Annotated in this window: 13 protein-coding genes and 1 pseudogene; 10 read left to right on the forward strand and 4 right to left on the reverse strand. The window is 68.8% G+C overall.

Annotation, left to right across the window (positions count from 1 at the left end):
* The first annotated feature begins 69 nt into the window (after positions 1 to 69).
* From ACSFA0_RS03065 to ACSFA0_RS03085, 5 genes are read left to right on the forward strand one after another with little or no spacing between them, the layout of a single operon-like run.
* Positions 70 to 1,329, forward strand: a complete 1,260-nt coding sequence (locus tag ACSFA0_RS03065) for a TolC family protein (RefSeq protein WP_435448770.1) — start codon at positions 70 to 72, stop codon at positions 1,327 to 1,329.
* A gap of 31 nt (positions 1,330 to 1,360) precedes the next feature.
* Positions 1,361 to 1,906: a hypothetical protein gene (locus ACSFA0_RS03070; protein WP_435448771.1), complete on the forward strand. Its 546-nt coding sequence runs from the start codon at positions 1,361 to 1,363 to the stop codon at positions 1,904 to 1,906.
* Entirely contained in the window at positions 1,903 to 3,009 is a 1,107-nt protein-coding gene (locus ACSFA0_RS03075) for an efflux RND transporter periplasmic adaptor subunit (protein WP_435448772.1), read from the forward strand. Before ACSFA0_RS03070 ends, ACSFA0_RS03075 begins: the two co-directional genes overlap by 4 nt.
* A gap of 10 nt (positions 3,010 to 3,019) precedes the next feature.
* Positions 3,020 to 6,139 (forward strand): efflux RND transporter permease subunit, encoded by a 3,120-nt coding sequence (locus tag ACSFA0_RS03080; protein WP_435448773.1) that lies wholly within the window; start codon positions 3,020 to 3,022, stop codon positions 6,137 to 6,139.
* Between the two features lie 34 nt (positions 6,140 to 6,173).
* The gene (locus tag ACSFA0_RS03085; RefSeq protein ID WP_435448774.1) at positions 6,174 to 6,554 is read left to right on the forward strand and encodes a hypothetical protein; all 381 of its coding nucleotides are present in this window, start codon (positions 6,174 to 6,176) and stop codon (positions 6,552 to 6,554) included.
* Here the strand turns inward: ACSFA0_RS03085 and rbsK are convergent.
* Positions 6,541 to 7,461 (reverse strand): ribokinase, encoded by a 921-nt coding sequence (rbsK, locus tag ACSFA0_RS03090; RefSeq protein ID WP_435448775.1) that lies wholly within the window; start codon positions 7,459 to 7,461, stop codon positions 6,541 to 6,543. The genes ACSFA0_RS03085 and rbsK overlap by 14 nt on opposite strands.
* Positions 7,462 to 7,708: 247 nt before the next feature.
* Here rbsK and ACSFA0_RS03095 point away from each other — a divergent pair.
* Positions 7,709 to 8,287 (forward strand): annotated as a pseudogene (locus ACSFA0_RS03095) (NADPH-dependent F420 reductase); the annotation flags it as partial.
* On the opposite strand, the gene ACSFA0_RS03100 reads toward ACSFA0_RS03095, so the two are convergent.
* From ACSFA0_RS03100 to ACSFA0_RS03110, 3 genes are read right to left on the reverse strand one after another with little or no spacing between them, the layout of a single operon-like run.
* On the reverse strand, positions 8,277 to 9,374 hold the full coding sequence (locus tag ACSFA0_RS03100; RefSeq protein ID WP_435448776.1) for a saccharopine dehydrogenase family protein: 1,098 nt from the start codon (positions 9,372 to 9,374) through the stop codon (positions 8,277 to 8,279). The pseudogene ACSFA0_RS03095 and the gene ACSFA0_RS03100 overlap by 11 nt on opposite strands.
* A 4-nt stretch (positions 9,375 to 9,378) precedes the next feature.
* Complete coding sequence (locus tag ACSFA0_RS03105) at positions 9,379 to 9,819, reverse strand: nuclear transport factor 2 family protein (protein WP_435448777.1); 441 nt, start codon at positions 9,817 to 9,819, stop codon at positions 9,379 to 9,381.
* A 12-nt stretch (positions 9,820 to 9,831) separates the two neighbouring features.
* Positions 9,832 to 10,575: an SDR family NAD(P)-dependent oxidoreductase gene (locus tag ACSFA0_RS03110; protein WP_435448778.1), complete on the reverse strand. Its 744-nt coding sequence runs from the start codon at positions 10,573 to 10,575 to the stop codon at positions 9,832 to 9,834.
* A 138-nt stretch (positions 10,576 to 10,713) separates the two neighbouring features.
* Here ACSFA0_RS03110 and ACSFA0_RS03115 point away from each other — a divergent pair, with 138 nt between their 5' ends.
* From ACSFA0_RS03115 to ACSFA0_RS03130, 4 genes are all read left to right on the forward strand, one after another.
* On the forward strand, positions 10,714 to 11,634 hold the full coding sequence (locus tag ACSFA0_RS03115) for an AraC family transcriptional regulator (protein ID WP_435448779.1): 921 nt from the start codon (positions 10,714 to 10,716) through the stop codon (positions 11,632 to 11,634).
* A 79-nt stretch (positions 11,635 to 11,713) separates the two neighbouring features.
* On the forward strand, positions 11,714 to 12,625 hold the full coding sequence (locus ACSFA0_RS03120; RefSeq protein WP_435448780.1) for a LysR family transcriptional regulator: 912 nt from the start codon (positions 11,714 to 11,716) through the stop codon (positions 12,623 to 12,625).
* Positions 12,626 to 12,760: 135 nt separating this feature from the next.
* Complete coding sequence (locus ACSFA0_RS03125; RefSeq protein WP_435448781.1) at positions 12,761 to 13,807, forward strand: ABC transporter substrate-binding protein; 1,047 nt, start codon at positions 12,761 to 12,763, stop codon at positions 13,805 to 13,807.
* Between the two features lie 32 nt (positions 13,808 to 13,839).
* Positions 13,840 to 14,814, forward strand: coding sequence for an isopenicillin N synthase family dioxygenase (locus ACSFA0_RS03130; protein ID WP_435448782.1), 975 nt, complete (start codon positions 13,840 to 13,842; stop codon positions 14,812 to 14,814).
* Positions 14,815 to 14,816: the final 2 nt, after the last annotated feature.

Genomic DNA, 14,816 nt, shown 5'->3' on the forward strand with positions numbered 1-14,816 from the left:
GCAGCGCGATCGTTTCGATCGCGCCCCTCGCTGATCTCCCCGTGGCTTGTTCCATCAACGGAGATCCGGATGCACCGACAGATATCACGACGTTCGATTCGCGCGCGCGCCCTGGGCGCAGCGCTGTTTTTCATGGGCGCCACAGGCCTGGCCGGCGCGCAGGCTTCCGCAGGCCTGGGCCCGCTGCGGCAGGCCTTCGACGCGGCCTGGGCACGCCAGCCCGAAGCGGCCACGCTGCAACTGCGCCGCGACGCGGCCGCCGCGCAGGGCCGCGCGGCACAGGCCTGGACACCCGAGGCGCCCGCGCTGGAGCTGTCGAATCGCTCCGACCGCTGGCATGACAACCAGGGCGTGAGGGAGCTGGAGGCCGGCGTCACGGTGCCGCTGTGGCTGCCCGGCGAGCGCAGCCGCAGCGGCGCGCTGGCCGACGCCGGTGCACGCGCGGTCGAAAGCCGCGCCGACGCCGCGCGGCTGCGCGTGGCCGAGGCGCTGCGCGAGGCGCACTGGGCCTGGCAGCGCAGCGGGGTCGACGCCGCAGTGGCGCGCGACCAGCAGGCCGCCGCACGCCGCCTGGCCGACGACGTCGCGCGTCGCCTGAAGGCCGGCGACCTCGCGCGATCCGACCGGCACCAGGCCGACGGCGCCGTCGCTGCGGCCGACGCTGCGTTGGCTCAGGCGATGGCCGCGCGCACGCTGGCCGAGCAGCGCTGGCGCGCAGTCGTGGGCCCGGCGTTCGTGGCCCCGGCGACGGACGACGCCCCCGCGATGGAACCCGAACCGGCCACGCCATCGACCGACGCCCATCCCGCCCTGCGCGACCTGCAGGACCGCGCCGCCGTCGCCGACCGCGCCGCAGCGCTTGCGGCCCTGCGCACGCGTGCCAATCCCGAGCTGCTGCTGGCCACCACGCGCGAACGCGACGGCCGTGGCGAGCCGGCGCTGCGCACCCTCACGCTCGGCATCCGCATCCCCTTCGGGGCGGGCGACCGGCAGGCCGCCGTGGCCGCCACCGCGCGCGCCGAGGCGACCGAGCTGGACGTCGAGCGCGCGCTGGCCGCCGATCGTCTTGCGGGCGAGGCCGACGCGGCACGCGCCCAGGTCGATGCGGCGAAGGTGCAACTGGCCGCGGCCGAGCGCCGCGCGCAACTCGCGGCCGAATCGCGTGGCTTCTTCGACCGGTCCTTCCGTCTCGGCGAGACCGACCTGCCGACGCGCCTGCGCATCGAGGCCGAAGCCGCCGAGGCGCAACGCCAGGCGGCCCGCAGCCGCATCGACCTGGCGGCCGCCATCTCGCACTGGCGCCAGGCGCTGGGCCTGTTGCCCGAATGACGGTCATCTCCTCTTTCTCGAAAGCATCCACATGATTTCCCGACACCTTCTCGCCGCGTTCTGCGCGGCCCTCCTGCTGCTGGCCGGCGCCCCGGCGCGCGCCGACGCCGGCCACGACCACGGCGATGCGCCCGCCGCACCCACCGGCTCGGCCCTGCCGCGTTTCACTGCGGTCTCCGACGCCTTCGAGCTTGTCGGTGTGCTCGACGGAAAGTTGCTGACGCTGTACCTCGATCGCTTCGCCGACAACAGCCCCGTGCCGAAGGCGACGCTGGAGCTCGACATCGGTGGCACGACGGTCAAGGCCGAGCCGCATGGCGAAGGGCAATTCGAAGTGCAATTGGCCGACGTGCCCGCGCCGGGCGTGCTGCCCATCACCGCCACGGTGATCGCCGGCAGCGAGACCGACCTGCTGGCCGGCGAACTCGACATCCACGTCGATGCGCATGAGGACGCCGCGGCACCGCGCAATTGGCGGCGCATCGTCGGCGGGACGCTGGGCGGAGCGGTCGTCCTGGCGCTGCTGATCGCGCTGGCGCGACGCACGCGCAAGCCGCAAATGGGAGGTGCCGCATGAACGCCACACGCATCCTCATCGCCGTCGCCCTGAGCGCCGCGCTCGCCACCACCGCCTACGCCGACGAAGGCCACAGCCACGGCGAGGCCCCCGCCGCCGCCAACGCCAACGGCCCGCAGCGCCTGCCCGACGGCAGCGTGTTCCTGCCCAAGCCCGCGCAGCGCCAACTCGCGGTGCGCACCTTCGTCGCCGAATCTTCGGAACATCCACGCACCACCGAGCTCGCCGGCAAGGTGCTGATGGACCCGAACGCCGGTGGCAAGGTGCAGGCGCTCGTTGCCGGCCGCGTCGAGCCCGGCCCGCGCGGCCTGCCCGAACCCGGGCAGACGGTGCGCAAGGGCGAGGTGCTGGCCTATGTGGTCGCCTCCGCCGGGCCGGTCGAGCGCTCGAACCAGTCCGCGCAACTGGCGGAACTTCGCGCCGCCAAGGCGCTGGCCGACCGGCGCGTCGCGCGGCTGCGCGAGCTGGCCGACACCGTGCCGCGCAAGGACATCGAGGCCGCCGAGAGCGATGCCGCGAGCCTGCAGCAGCGCGCGGCGGCCATCGGCGCGGGCCTCTCGCACCGCGACGCGCTGGTGGCGCCGGTGTCAGGCGTCATCGCCTCGGCCAGCGTGGTCGCCGGCCAGGTGGTCGACGCGCGCGAGCTGCTGTTCGAGGTCATCGACCCGACGCGGCTTCGCGTCGAGGCGCTGGCCTTCGACACCGCCATCGGCGCCGACATCGCCGACGCCGCCATCGCGGTGGGTGACGCGCGCGTGCCGCTGGCCTTCGTCGGCGCGGCGCGCAGCCTGCGCGAGCAGGCGCTGCCGCTGCAGTTCCGCGCGGAAGGCGCGGCGCTCGCGCGGCTGGCCGTCGGGCAGTCGGTGCAGGTCTTCGTGCGCAGCAAGCAGACGATCACGGGTATCGCCGTGCCGAGCGCGGCGCTGATGCGCAACCCGGCCAACCAGACCATCGTGTGGGTCAAGACCGAGGCCGAGCGCTTCGCGCCGCGCACCGTGACCACCGTGCCGCTCGACGGCGTGCGCGTGGCCGTCACGTCCGGCCTGCAGGCCGGCGACCGCGTGGCGACGCAGGGCGCCACGCTCATCAACCAGCTCCGCTGAAGGCCGCACGATGTTCAAGTGGCTCCTCGAATTCAGCCTGGGCAACCGGCTGCTCGTGCTCATTGCCGGCGTGGTGCTGATGGGCTATGGCGCCTTCACGCTGTCGCGCATGCCGGTGGACGTGTTCCCCGACCTCAACAAACCCACCGTGACCATCGTCACCGAAGCCGGCGGCATGGCGCCGGAAGAGGTGGAGCAGCTCATCACGCTGCCTCTCGAAACCACGATGAACGGGCTGCCCGGCGTGGCGTCGGTGCGCTCGGTCTCGTCGGCCGGGCTGTCCTTCCTCTACGTGACCTTCGACTGGTCGACCGACATCTACCGCGCGCGCCAGCTCGTGGCCGAGCGGCTCGGTTCGATGGAAGAGGCCATGGCCGAGGGCATCACGCCGCGCATGGGGCCGGTGAGTTCGATCATGGGCGAGATCATGCAGATCGCGATCCCGATCGACACCGCCAAGGTCAGTCCGATGGCGGTGCGCGAATATGCCGACTGGGTGCTGCGGCCGCGGCTGCTGTCGGTGCAGGGGGTCGCCCAGGTGATCCCGATCGGCGGGGAGGTGCGGCAGTTCCAGGTGCAGCCCGACACGGTGCGCATGGGCGACCTCGGCATCACGCACGAACAGCTCGAGGCCGCGCTCAAGGGCTTCTCGGGCAACACCTCGGGCGGCTTCCTCGAGCTCAACGGGCGCGAATACCTCATCCGCCACCTGGGCCGCACCTCGCGCCTCGACGACCTGAAGAACCTCGCGCTGACGGCGAAGGGCGGCCAGCCGATCCTGCTGCGGCAGATCGCCGAGGTCACCTTCGCCGCGGCCATCAAGCGCGGCGACGCGGGCTTCGAAGGCAAGCCGGCGGTCATCCTCGGCATCCAGAAGCAGCCGACGGCCGACACCATCGCGCTGACGCGTTCGATCGAGGACGCGCTGGTCGGCCTGAAGGCCTCGCTGCCCGCCGGCATGGAAGCACCGCAGGTCACGTTCCGGCAGGCCAGCTTCATCGAGGCCTCGATCACCACGCTGCAGGGCAAACTGATCGGCGCGTCGGTGTTCGTCGCGCTGATCCTGTTCTTCTTCCTCGGCACGATCCGGCCGACGGTGATCGCGCTGGTCGCGATTCCCGTGTCGATCTTCATCACCGCACTGGTGTTTCGCTGGTTCGGCCTGTCGATCAACACCATGACGCTCGGTGGCCTGGCCATCGCCATCGGCGGGCTGGTCGACGATGCGGTGGTCGACGTGGAGAACATCCTGCGCCGCCTGAAGGAAGACCGCGCCAAGCCGCCCGCGCAGCGCATGAACCTGCTCGCGCTGGTGGCCAAGGCGTCGATGGAGGTGCGCTCGGGCATCCTCTATGCGACGGTGATCATCGTGCTGGTGTTCATCCCGCTCTTCGCGCTGCCGGGGCTGGAGGGCAAGCTCTTCGTCCCGCTGGGCATCGCGTTCATCGTGTCGACGCTGGCCTCGCTGGTGGTGTCGGTCACGGTCACGCCGGTGCTGAGCTACTACCTGCTGCCGAAGATGAAGCGGCTCGACCATGGCGACACGAAGGTGCTGGCGTGGCTGAAGGCTGGCTACCGCAGCGGGCTGCAGTCCGTGCTGGCGCGGCCCAAGGCGGCGCTGGTGGCGGCCGGCGCGGCGGTGCTGGTCGCGGGCGCGGCGGTGCCGTTCTTTCCGACCACCTTCCTGCCGCCCTTCAACGAAGGCACGCTGCTGATCGGCATGCGCCTGAACCCCGGCGTGACGCTGGCCGAGAGCGCGGCGCTCGCGCGGCAGGCCGAGGTGCTGGTCAAGCAGGTGCCCGAGGTGACGCACGTCGGCCGGCGCAGCGGCCGCGCCGAGCTCGACGAGCATGCCGAGGGCGTGCATGTGAGCGAACTCGACGTCGGCCTCAAGCCGACGGCCGAACTCACGCGCTCCATGGACGCCATCGGCGCCGACATCCGCGCGCGCCTGGCCAACCTGCCGGCGTCCATCGGCGTCGGCCAGCCGATCTCGCACCGCATCGACCACATGCTCTCGGGCGTGCGCTCGCAGATCGCGATCAAGATCTTCGGCGAAGACCTCGACGTGCTGCGCGGCCAGGCCGATGCGCTGCGCGCGAAGCTCGCGGCCATCCCCGGACTGGCCGACCTGGAGATCGAGAAGCAGGTGCTGGCGCCGCAGATCAAGGTGCGCATCGACTACGCCGCGGCTGCGCGCTACGGCGTGCCGGCGCCGCAGGTGCTCGCCACGCTGCAGAGCCTGGTCGAAGGCGAGAAGGTGGCGCAGATCGTCGAAGGCAACCGTCGCTTCGCGCTGGTGGTGCGACTGCCCGAGACGGCGCGTTCCATCGAAGGCCTCGGCCAGATCCTGATCGACACGCCCACCGGCCGTGTGCCGCTGTCGAAGATCGCCGCCATCGAGGACGGCGACGGCCCCAACCAGATCAGCCGCGACGACGGCAAGCGCCGCATCGTGCTCTCGGCCAACGCGCAGGGGCGGGCGCTGTCGGACGTGGTGGCCGACATCCGCGCGGCCGTGGCGGCGACACCGCTGCCCGAGGGCTACTTCGTCACCCTGGGCGGCCAGTTCCAGGCGCAGGAAGAGGCGTCGCGCCTGATCGGCGTGCTGTCGCTGGTCTCGCTGGCGCTGATGGCCGTGGTGCTCTACAGCCGCTATCGGTCGATGGTGCTGTCGGCGCTCATCATGGCCAACATCCCGCTCGCGCTGGTCGGCGCGGTGCTCGGCCTGTGGCTGTCGGGCCAGCCGCTGTCGGTGGCGGCGCTGGTCGGCTTCATCACGCTGGCGGGCGTCTCGGTGCGCAACGGCATCCTCAAGGTGAGCCACTACGTCAACCTGATGCGCTATGAGGGCGAGGCCTTCGGCGTGCCGATGATCGTGCGCGGTTCGCTGGAGCGATTGGCACCGGTGCTCATGACCGCGCTGGTCACCGCCTTCGCGCTGGCGCCGCTGCTATTCGAGGCCGAGCGGCCCGGCACCGAGGTGCTGCACCCGGTGGCGGTGGTGATCTTCTCCGGCCTCATCAGCTCCACGCTGCTCGACACCTTCCTCACGCCCGCGATGTTCTGGCTGTTTGGCCGCAAGGCCGCACAACGGCTGGCCAACGACGACAGCGCCGAGGCGCTGTGATCTTTTCTTCCCTCAATTTCCCAAGGAGTCTTTCATGACATTGCGTTCCCTTCTTCTCGCCGCATCCTTCATCACCTTCGCTGGCGCGGCCCTCGCGCATGGCGACGAACATGCCCACACGCCGCTGCACGGCGGCGTGGTGACCGAGGTCAAGGACATGGACTACGAACTCGTCACCAAGCCCGGCGTGGTGCAGCTGTACCTGCGCGACCACGGCAAGCCGGCCGACGTGGCCAAGGCCAGCGCCAAGCTCACGTTGCTGGCCGGCACCGACAAGCAAGAGGTCGAACTCAAGCCCGCCGGCGACAGGCTCGAGGCCGCCGGCAGCTTCAAGACCGCGGCCGGCACCAAGGCGGTGGTGGTGGTGCGGATCGACGGCAAGCCGGCATCGACCGCGCGCTTCACGCTGCGCTGATCTCGCGCAGCGTCGGGATCGACGTCTGCGCCCCGCGCCGCGTGACCGACAGCGCCGCCGCGGCCTGGCCGAAACGGATCGCCTCGGCGGCCGATGCGCCCGCGGCCAGCTTCGCGGCGAAGCCGCCGATGAAGGTATCGCCCGCGGCCGTGGTGTCGACCGCTTCGACCACCGGGGCCGGGTGGTGCTGCATGCCGTCCGCGTGCGCGTGCAGCACGCCCTGCGCGCCGAGCGTGATCAGCACGTGCTCGCAGCCCTGGCCCAGCAGCACCGACGCCGCCTCGCGCGCCGAGGCGACGCCGTGCACCGCGATGCCGCTGAGCATCGACGCCTCGACCTCGTTGGGCACCAGCCAGTCGACCTGCGCCAGCAGCGCCGCGTCGAGCGCCTGCGCGGGCGCTGGGTTCAGCACCGTGGTTGCCCCCACGGCCTGGGCGCGCTGCAGCGCCTGCAGCACGGTGAGCATCGGCACCTCGAGCTGGCACACGACGACGGCGGCATCGGCCAGCAGCGCCTCCGCCGCGTCGAGGTCGGCGCTGCCCAGCGTGTCGTTGGCGCCGGGCACCAGCACGATGTGGTTGCGGCTCGCGCGGTCGACCGCGATCAATGCCATGCCGGTGGGCTGCGTCGCATGCGTGCGCAGCGCGCGCAGGTCGATGCCTTCGTGCCGCAGGCCATCGCGCAGCAGGCGGCCGTAGTTGTCGGCGCCCACGCAGCCGACCATCGCGGTGCGCGCGCCGAGCCGCGCCGCGGCCACCGCCTGGTTGGCGCCCTTGCCGCCTGCCACCGTCGCGAAGCCTTCGCTCGCCAGTGTCTCGCCCGGCGCGGGCAGGTGCGGCACGCGCGCCACCAGGTCCATGTTGAGGCTGCCGATGACGAGGACGAGGGCTTCGTTGGGAGAGGGCATGGCGTGGCAGTGTAGGGAGCGCGCTCGGCGGGCAACTTGTGTGCACGTGCACCGCCTCTGTGCTGCGCCTTCGACGGTCATCGACCGGCGCGGACGGCGCCCGCTGCGCAAACCCTTGTCGCGCCTGGGCTGCGCGCGATGCAGGGGCCGCGCTCGCATCGATTGTCCCGATCACCGGGACAGTGGTTGCGCCGATCGCCGTTTATCGCGCCCGTCCTTCTGACTATCTTGCAACGGCTCCGGCCTCGCCAAGCAATTCGTCAAGGCAGGCCACAGCGTGACGCTGACCGGCCGCTCGCTCGACAAGGCCCAGGCCGTGGCCGAAGCCGTGGGGGCCAAGGTGCTGCCGATGGCCGAGGCCGCCAAGAACGTCGACGTCGTCGTGCTCGCCGTGCCTTGCGACCAGGCCCCGGCCGCGCTTGCTGCGCTGGGCGAACTCAAGGGCAAGGTGATCGTCGACGTCTCGAACCCGCTGACCGCCGACTACATGGGTCTGACCGTCGGCTTCAGCACCTCGGCCGCCGAAGAGATCGCCAAGGCCGCGCCCACGGCCTACGTCGTGAAGGCCTTCAACACGCTGTTCGCCCAGGTCATGCACCAGGGCGCGGGCTTCGGCGACGCCAAGGGCAGCGTGTTCTTCGCCGGCGACGAGCCCAAGGCCAAGGACACGGTCAAGGCGCTGATCGAAAGCATCGGCTTCGATGCCGTCGACGCCGGCGGCCTGAAGAACGCGCGCTACCTCGAGCCGGTGGCCGGCCTGAACATCTACTTCGCCTACGGCGCAGGCCTGGGCACGCAGATCGCGCCGGCCTGGCTCAAGCGCTGAGCGGGGTCCGGTCGTCGATCGACCGGATGCGCGTCCCGGGGATGCTCTCGGCAAAGCCCGCCCCGAACAGTCTTGCCGGTGTGCCGAACCCCGCGCGGGCCTCGCCACCGAGCACACGCCTGGCCGCTTCCACGGCGGCCAGGGGCGTGTACGTGTAGCCGTTCACCGTCTCGATCACCGATCGCGCCACCGTGCCGTCTGCGCCGGTGACCTCCGCCACCGCGCGTGCCCGCTGGCCGTCGCGCTCTTCGCGGCTGGGGCCGTCCGTGAGCTTGGAAAGGTCGCCGCCGGGGAAGGCGCCGCCCGTCACGTTCACGAACATGGCGATGTTGGGGATGCCCGTTGAATGCCATGCCGTGATCAGGTCGCCGAACGACAGCGGCGCGCAGGCCACCGGGCCGTCGCCGAAGTCGAACCGTGCCGGCTGGGCCTCAGGCGTGGGAACCAGCACGCCGTCCACCCGTGCCATCAAGCCCGCAGCGAAGATCTCGCCGGCACTGATGGCCGAGCCGCGCGACATCGATCCTGCGACCTGCAGCGCGATCCGCAGCGACACCGGCTTCTCCACGCGCCGGGCGACGTGCATGGCCAGGCAGTCGGTGGGCACCACGTCCCAACCCACGCCCGGCATCAGCAGGACGCCGGCCGCGACGGCTTCCTCGTGGAGCCGCTCTGCCAAACGATAGACATTGATTTCCGCCGTGATGTCGAGATAGTGCACACCGGACGCGATGCAAGCCCGCATCAGCGGCTCCGCGGTCTTGGCAAAGGGCCCGGCGCAGTTGAGCACGATCGCGAAATCTTCGAGCGCGTTGATCGCCACGCCGTGGTCGTCGAGTGCAAACACGCTGTGCGGTACGTCCAGCTCGCGAGCCAATGTCAGCAGCTTGTCGGCGTCTCTGCCGGCAATGGCGAAGTCGAGTCCTGCGGCCTTGGCCTGCCGCGCCACCATGCTGCCGGTGTAGCCGGTCGCGCCATAGATCAGCAGCCTGTTCATGCCTGCAACTGCTGCCCGTGCGGTGGGCGAAACACGGTCTTCAACGGGAGAAGGGTTCACGATGATTCCTTGGTGGCTGGTCTGCAACATGAATTCACTGTTCGAGATCGGCGTCGATTCGACAGATCAGCCCATCTGCGTCGATACGGATGTTCAGGAGGCCAATTTCGTGACCGAAGTCCCCTGTGAAATCAACGCGAACACGTGCCTGTCCCTCGTCGACGTTTCCGATTGAAAGGACGCGCGTGACGGTGTGGTAGCCCTTGAAGTACCGCTCGACGTAGTCGCGGATGCCAGCGTGGCCGTCGAATCGGTGGCCGGTCGATGGATCGTCGATCACCGCATCTGGACTGAACAAGGTGATGGCGGTGTCGACGTCTGCGGAATTGAATGCGGCCAGTAATGCATCTACCGCTTTGCGTAGGGTGCTGGTGGTCATCGTGTTGGCTCCGCCTGCTGCCAGCTCTAATGCGGCTGTGTACAAAGCAATGGAGCGATCGGTGTTGCTGACCGGGAGAGAGATGTGATCGAGCATGGTGCCGTCCGTTCAGATGTTGTAGCCGCCAGCGACTTCGATGTTCTGTGCGTTGATCCAGCCGCTGTCCGGGGACAGCAGGTTGGCGATCACGCGGCCGACGTCGTCCGGCTCGCCGACGCGCCCCAGCGCAGTCTGTTTCGCCAGGATGGCTTCGAACTCGTCGTTCAGCCCACCGCCGAGTTCCGTGCGAATGGCGCCGGGGGCGATCGAGTTGGCGCGAATGCGGCGTTCGCCGAATTCCTTGGCCATGTAGCGCGTCAGCACTTCCAGTCCGCCCTTGAAGGCCGCGTAAGGTGCCACCCCTGCCGTCGCCACGCGGGTGGTCGCACTGGTCACGTTGACGATGTGGCCGCCGTCGGCCATCAGCGGCAGCAACGCCTGCGTCAGGAAAAACGGGCCTTTCAGGTGCACATTCAACAGGCCATCGAATTCGGCTTCGGTGACCGTCGCGATCGGGTTGGACACGCCGTAGCCTGCGTTGTTGACCAGCGCGTCGAAGCTGTCGCGACCCCAGGTCGACTGGAGCGCCGCAGCGACCTTCTCGCGAAAGCCCGCGAAGGAGGCGACCTGGCCGACGTCGAGTGGCAGGGCCACGGCCTTGCCGCCCTCGGCCTCGATGCTGCGAACGATCGCCTCGGCGCCTGCCGCGTGGCTGTTGTAAGTCACGATGACGCCCATACCGCGATGGGCAACCTGCAGTGCGGTAGCAGCCCCGATGCCGCGGCTTGCGCCGGTGATGATGACGATGCTCATGTGATTTCTTCCTGTGGGTATTTGGTGCATGAACGATAGGTCCCGAGCCGCCACGGGCCCTGCCTGTTCCTGCCGCAAACCTGCCTATTCCTGCTTTGCGGGTTGCAGCTTCCCTCGCATTGCGGTCTGATGCACCCCATGGAAGAACAACTTGAAGAGCTTCGGACGCTGGCGTCGAAAGCAAAGAACCGTCTGACCGAAACCGGCATTCCCCGCGTCGCCATGGTGCAGGGCAAGATCCCGGAACACGAACTCAACGCCGTCTACGAGCCGATGGTCAACCTGATTCTTCGAGGGAGCAAGTCGCTCACCGTGGGCGAGCGAACCTTGCACTACGACCCGGCGACCTACTTCGTCATGTCGATCGACCTGCCGGCCGTGGGCGCCGTGATGCCTTCGGCCACCGGAGAGCCGTACCTGGCGGTGGCCTTGACATTGCAGCCGGCGGTGGTGGCGGCACTGATCGCCGACTTGCCTAAAGTCGCCCAGAGCGAGAAGACGGAAACCGGATTTTCGGTCTCGGCAACGACGCCCGATCTGATGGACGCATGGGTCCGCATGCTGCGCCTGATGGAGCGTCCGGCGGACATCCCCGCCTTGGCACCCGCGTACGAGCGCGAGATCCTTTATCGCGTGCTGCAGGGCCCTCAAGGCGCGATGCTGCGCGACATCGCCACGCCCGACAGCGCCATCGCACGGGTGAGCCTGGCGATCCAGTGGATCCGGCGCGACTTCGCCGAACCGCTGCGGGTCCAGGCGCTGGCACACAAGGCGGCGATGAGCGAGTCGGCGTTCCACCGGCATTTCAAGGCGGTGACGGCGCTGAGCCCGTTGCAGTACCAGAAGCGGATTCGCTTGCTGCAAGCCCGCTCGCTGCTGGTGGTCGGCGGCAAGAGCGTGACCGCGGCGGCCTTCGAGGTGGGCTATGAAAGCGCGACCCAGTTCAGCCGCGAGTACGCCCGTGCATTCGGGCTTCCGCCGGGACGCGACGCGGAACAGATCCTGGCCAGGTACGTGCCGCCAGCCGACAGCAGCAGGCCGCGGCAGCGTGCTGCGTGAGCGCATGCAGCCAGGTCGGCTGCTCCCGTGATGCGGTCGGCGTCGGAGTCGATCGACTGGTGATGACTACCATGACCGCATGAGTGCCTTCTCCCCCCTTGTGCGCTACTTCGAGGAAGTCGCTGACCAGAAGTCCATCCGTCGAGCGGCGGAGCGACTCCACATCGCGCCCAGCGCAGTCACCCGGCAGATCGCAAAGTTCGAGGAGCTGCTCGGCCTGCCCTTGTTTGAACGGTTGCCGCGGGGCGTGCGACTGACGGCTGCTGGCGAGGTCATGCTGGCCAACGTGCGTCGCATGCAGCGCGACTTCGAGGGCGCACTCACCCAGGTGGATTCGCTGAAGGTCATGCGGCGCGGAAAGGTCCGCATCGGCATCTTGCAGTACATGAGCGACCGCCTGATCCCCGACCTGATTGCCGACGTCACGCGTGACCACCCGGGTTTTTCGTTCACCGTTCGTTCCGCCAACTCGGCGGACATCGTCGACCGCGTTGCCAATGGCGAGCTCGACATCGGACTGTGCTGGGCGCCGCCCGCGACGGCGCCGGTCCGGCGTTTGCGCAGCGTGGCAGTGACGCTGGGCGTCGTCGTGCCTGCAGCGCACGAATGGGCGAAGCGGCGCGGCATCACCTTGCCCGAGTGCATGAGCCAGCCGTTGATCGTGCCGACGCCGGAGATGGAGCAGCGCCGCATGCTCGAAAGCCTCTTGCGAGGGGCGGTCATGCGCCTGCAGCCTCTGGCCGAGACCAACTCCATCGCCACCATGATCCGGCTCGTGCGGTCGGGTGCGGGCGCCGCCGTGATGACGCGCGTGACGGTTCTGGACGAGGTACGTGCAGGCACGCTGGCGCACATCCCCTTCACCGATCGTGGCCTCGGCCAGCTTTCTTTGGAGTTGCTGGTGCGCGCAGATCGCAATCTGTCGTCTCCCGCCGAGCTGGTACTGCAATTGCTGGAGACGCGCTTCGATGACTACGCGGGCCTGACCTGAGCTTCTCGGCCTAGCGCGTTGTGTTGCCTTGAACGCAACAGTCGGATCGAAAGACGGTTCTTGTGCAAGCGCAGGCGTGCTTCTAGATTCGCGTCGAGGCGGGGCTTTCCTGCTTGACGCCGAACGGAACCATCCATGCACAACCGCTCCACAGCCAACATCAACCGTCGCACGTTCGCGTTAGGAGGCGCCGCAGCGCTGGTTGCCGCACCGGCGTTCGCGCAGCGGCTCCCTGTCAAGATCACCTACCAATGCGACTGGCGCTTCGAAGCCGGCACCATTCCTTATGTGGTCGCCTTGAAGAAGGGTTACTTCGCGCAAGAGGGGCTGGACGTCAAACTGAATGTCGGCGCGGGCGCTTCCGCGACCGTCACGCGCCTTGCCGCAGGCAATGCCGACATGGGCACCGGCGACATGAGTTCCCTGGCTGAGTTCGCTGCAAACAACGCACAGGTGCCCGCCAAGGCAGTGATGCTGGTGTACGAAAGCACGCCGGCGGCGGTGTTCTCGCTGCGCAAGAGCGGCATTCGCACGCCGGCCGACCTGCGTGGCCGCAAGCTGGCGGCGCCGGCCAATGACGGTGCGCGCCGCATCTTCCCGCTGTTCGCCGCGGCCAACGGGCTGGACCCGGCAACGGACGTGAGCTGGACGTCGGTCGAACCCGCCATCCGCGAAACCATGCTCGCGCGCGGTCAGGTCGAGGTCATCACCGGCTACATGGCATCAGCTTGGGTATCGCTGCAGAGAGTGGGCGTGACGCCCGGCGAAATCAGCGTGATGAAGTACGCCGACCACGGTGTCTCCCTGCCGGGCAATGCGATCCTTGCCAGCAACGCTTTCATCAACGATCAGCCGCAAGCCGTCGCAGCCTTCCTTCGTGCGGTGGCCCGTGCGGTCAAAGACGCCGCCGCCGATCGCGCCGGTGCGGTCGCGTTGTTGAAGGAGTTCGAGCCGCTGACCGACGTGAAGATCGAGGCCATGCGGCTCGACGTGGCGTTGGACGATGAGATTGCCACGCCCACCGTGCGGCGGAACGGCCTGGGCGGCATCGATGTCGCGCGCTATCAGGCCGGCATCGATTCGCTCGCACGCGTGCTCGCCTTCAAAAGCGTCCCCGACGCTGCGAGCCTGGTGGACACCCGCTTCTTGCCGAGCAAGGCCCAGCGCATGGTGTTTGCATGAACGCGCGAGATGTCGGGCCCGCCACGCGCAGGATGTCTTCGCATCGCCTGCCCTTGGTGGACATGCACGGCCTGCGTTTCGGCGACCGGGCCGAGCGCCAGCGCGTCGCCGAGGACATCGCCGCCGCCAGCGAGCGGTACGGCTTCTTCTATCTGTCGAACCATGGCATCGCCCCCGAGCTCATGGCGTCTGGCTTTGCTGCGGCGAAGGCGTTCTTCGAGCTGCCGTTGGCGCAGCGCATGGCATGCCGGCCGCGTGAGGCCAAACAGAACCGCGGCTACCAGCCGATGTTCGACACCGTGCGACCCGGCGGCAAGCCCGACCTGAAGGAGTCGTTCGACATGGGCTTCCCACTGCCCGCGAACGACGCCGACCAACTGGCGCGCTTGCCCTTTCATTCGCCCAATACCTGGCCTGATCTCGCCGGCTTCCGAGATCGTGTGGAGGCGCTCTACTTCGCCATGCTGGGCTGTGGGCATCAGGTGTTGCGCGGCATGGCCCAGTCGCTCGGCGCCGACGAGAACTTCTTCGTCGGCCGCTGCGTGAAGCCGACCACCAACATGCGATTGGTTCACTACCCGCCGCAAGCCGCGGATGTCGACGAGGGCATCGGCGCCAGCGCCCACACCGACCGTGGCCTGATCACCTTGCTGCTCAACGACGACAACGGAGGGCTGCATGTGGCTTTCGACGATGGCGAATGGATCGATGCGCCGCCGCGAGACGACGCGATCATCGTCAACGTCGGTGATCTGATGACGCGCTGGACCAACGGCCTTTTCCGATCCGCGAAGCATCGCGTCGTCAACGCCAGCGGCCGCGAGCGCTACTCGATTCCGCAGTTTCATCACCCGTCGTTTCACACGGTGGTGGACCCGGCAGATCTGCCGCGTTCTGACCCGGATGCTCTGCTGGCTTTCGAGCCGGTCGGTGCCGGAGATTTCGTGGCCAACGGCTTCAGCCGTGACCGAAAGTCCTGGAGCACGACCGATGCGCGTCGGATGTGAAG

Source organism: Variovorax restrictus (genome assembly GCF_051216715.1).
GTDB lineage: Bacteria > Pseudomonadota > Gammaproteobacteria > Burkholderiales > Burkholderiaceae_C > Variovorax.

What these genes read in the sequence shown, in the direction of transcription:
- ACSFA0_RS03075 (WP_435448772.1), top strand. Translation starts at nt 1,903, where the DNA reads ATGAACGCCACACGCATCCTCATCGCCGTCGCCCTGAGCGCCGCGCTC.
- ACSFA0_RS03065 (WP_435448770.1), top strand. Translation starts at nt 70, where the DNA reads ATGCACCGACAGATATCACGACGTTCGATTCGCGCGCGCGCCCTGGGC.
- rbsK (WP_435448775.1), bottom strand. Translation starts at nt 7,461, where the DNA reads ATGCCCTCTCCCAACGAAGCCCTCGTCCTCGTCATCGGCAGCCTCAAC.
- ACSFA0_RS03120 (WP_435448780.1), top strand. Translation starts at nt 11,714, where the DNA reads ATGAGTGCCTTCTCCCCCCTTGTGCGCTACTTCGAGGAAGTCGCTGAC.
- ACSFA0_RS03070 (WP_435448771.1), top strand. Translation starts at nt 1,361, where the DNA reads ATGATTTCCCGACACCTTCTCGCCGCGTTCTGCGCGGCCCTCCTGCTG.
- ACSFA0_RS03130 (WP_435448782.1), top strand. Translation starts at nt 13,840, where the DNA reads ATGTCTTCGCATCGCCTGCCCTTGGTGGACATGCACGGCCTGCGTTTC.
- ACSFA0_RS03110 (WP_435448778.1), bottom strand. Translation starts at nt 10,575, where the DNA reads ATGAGCATCGTCATCATCACCGGCGCAAGCCGCGGCATCGGGGCTGCT.
- ACSFA0_RS03115 (WP_435448779.1), top strand. Translation starts at nt 10,714, where the DNA reads ATGGAAGAACAACTTGAAGAGCTTCGGACGCTGGCGTCGAAAGCAAAG.
- ACSFA0_RS03105 (WP_435448777.1), bottom strand. Translation starts at nt 9,819, where the DNA reads ATGCTCGATCACATCTCTCTCCCGGTCAGCAACACCGATCGCTCCATT.
- ACSFA0_RS03125 (WP_435448781.1), top strand. Translation starts at nt 12,761, where the DNA reads ATGCACAACCGCTCCACAGCCAACATCAACCGTCGCACGTTCGCGTTA.
- ACSFA0_RS03080 (WP_435448773.1), top strand. Translation starts at nt 3,020, where the DNA reads ATGTTCAAGTGGCTCCTCGAATTCAGCCTGGGCAACCGGCTGCTCGTG.
- ACSFA0_RS03085 (WP_435448774.1), top strand. Translation starts at nt 6,174, where the DNA reads ATGACATTGCGTTCCCTTCTTCTCGCCGCATCCTTCATCACCTTCGCT.
- ACSFA0_RS03100 (WP_435448776.1), bottom strand. Translation starts at nt 9,374, where the DNA reads ATGTTGCAGACCAGCCACCAAGGAATCATCGTGAACCCTTCTCCCGTT.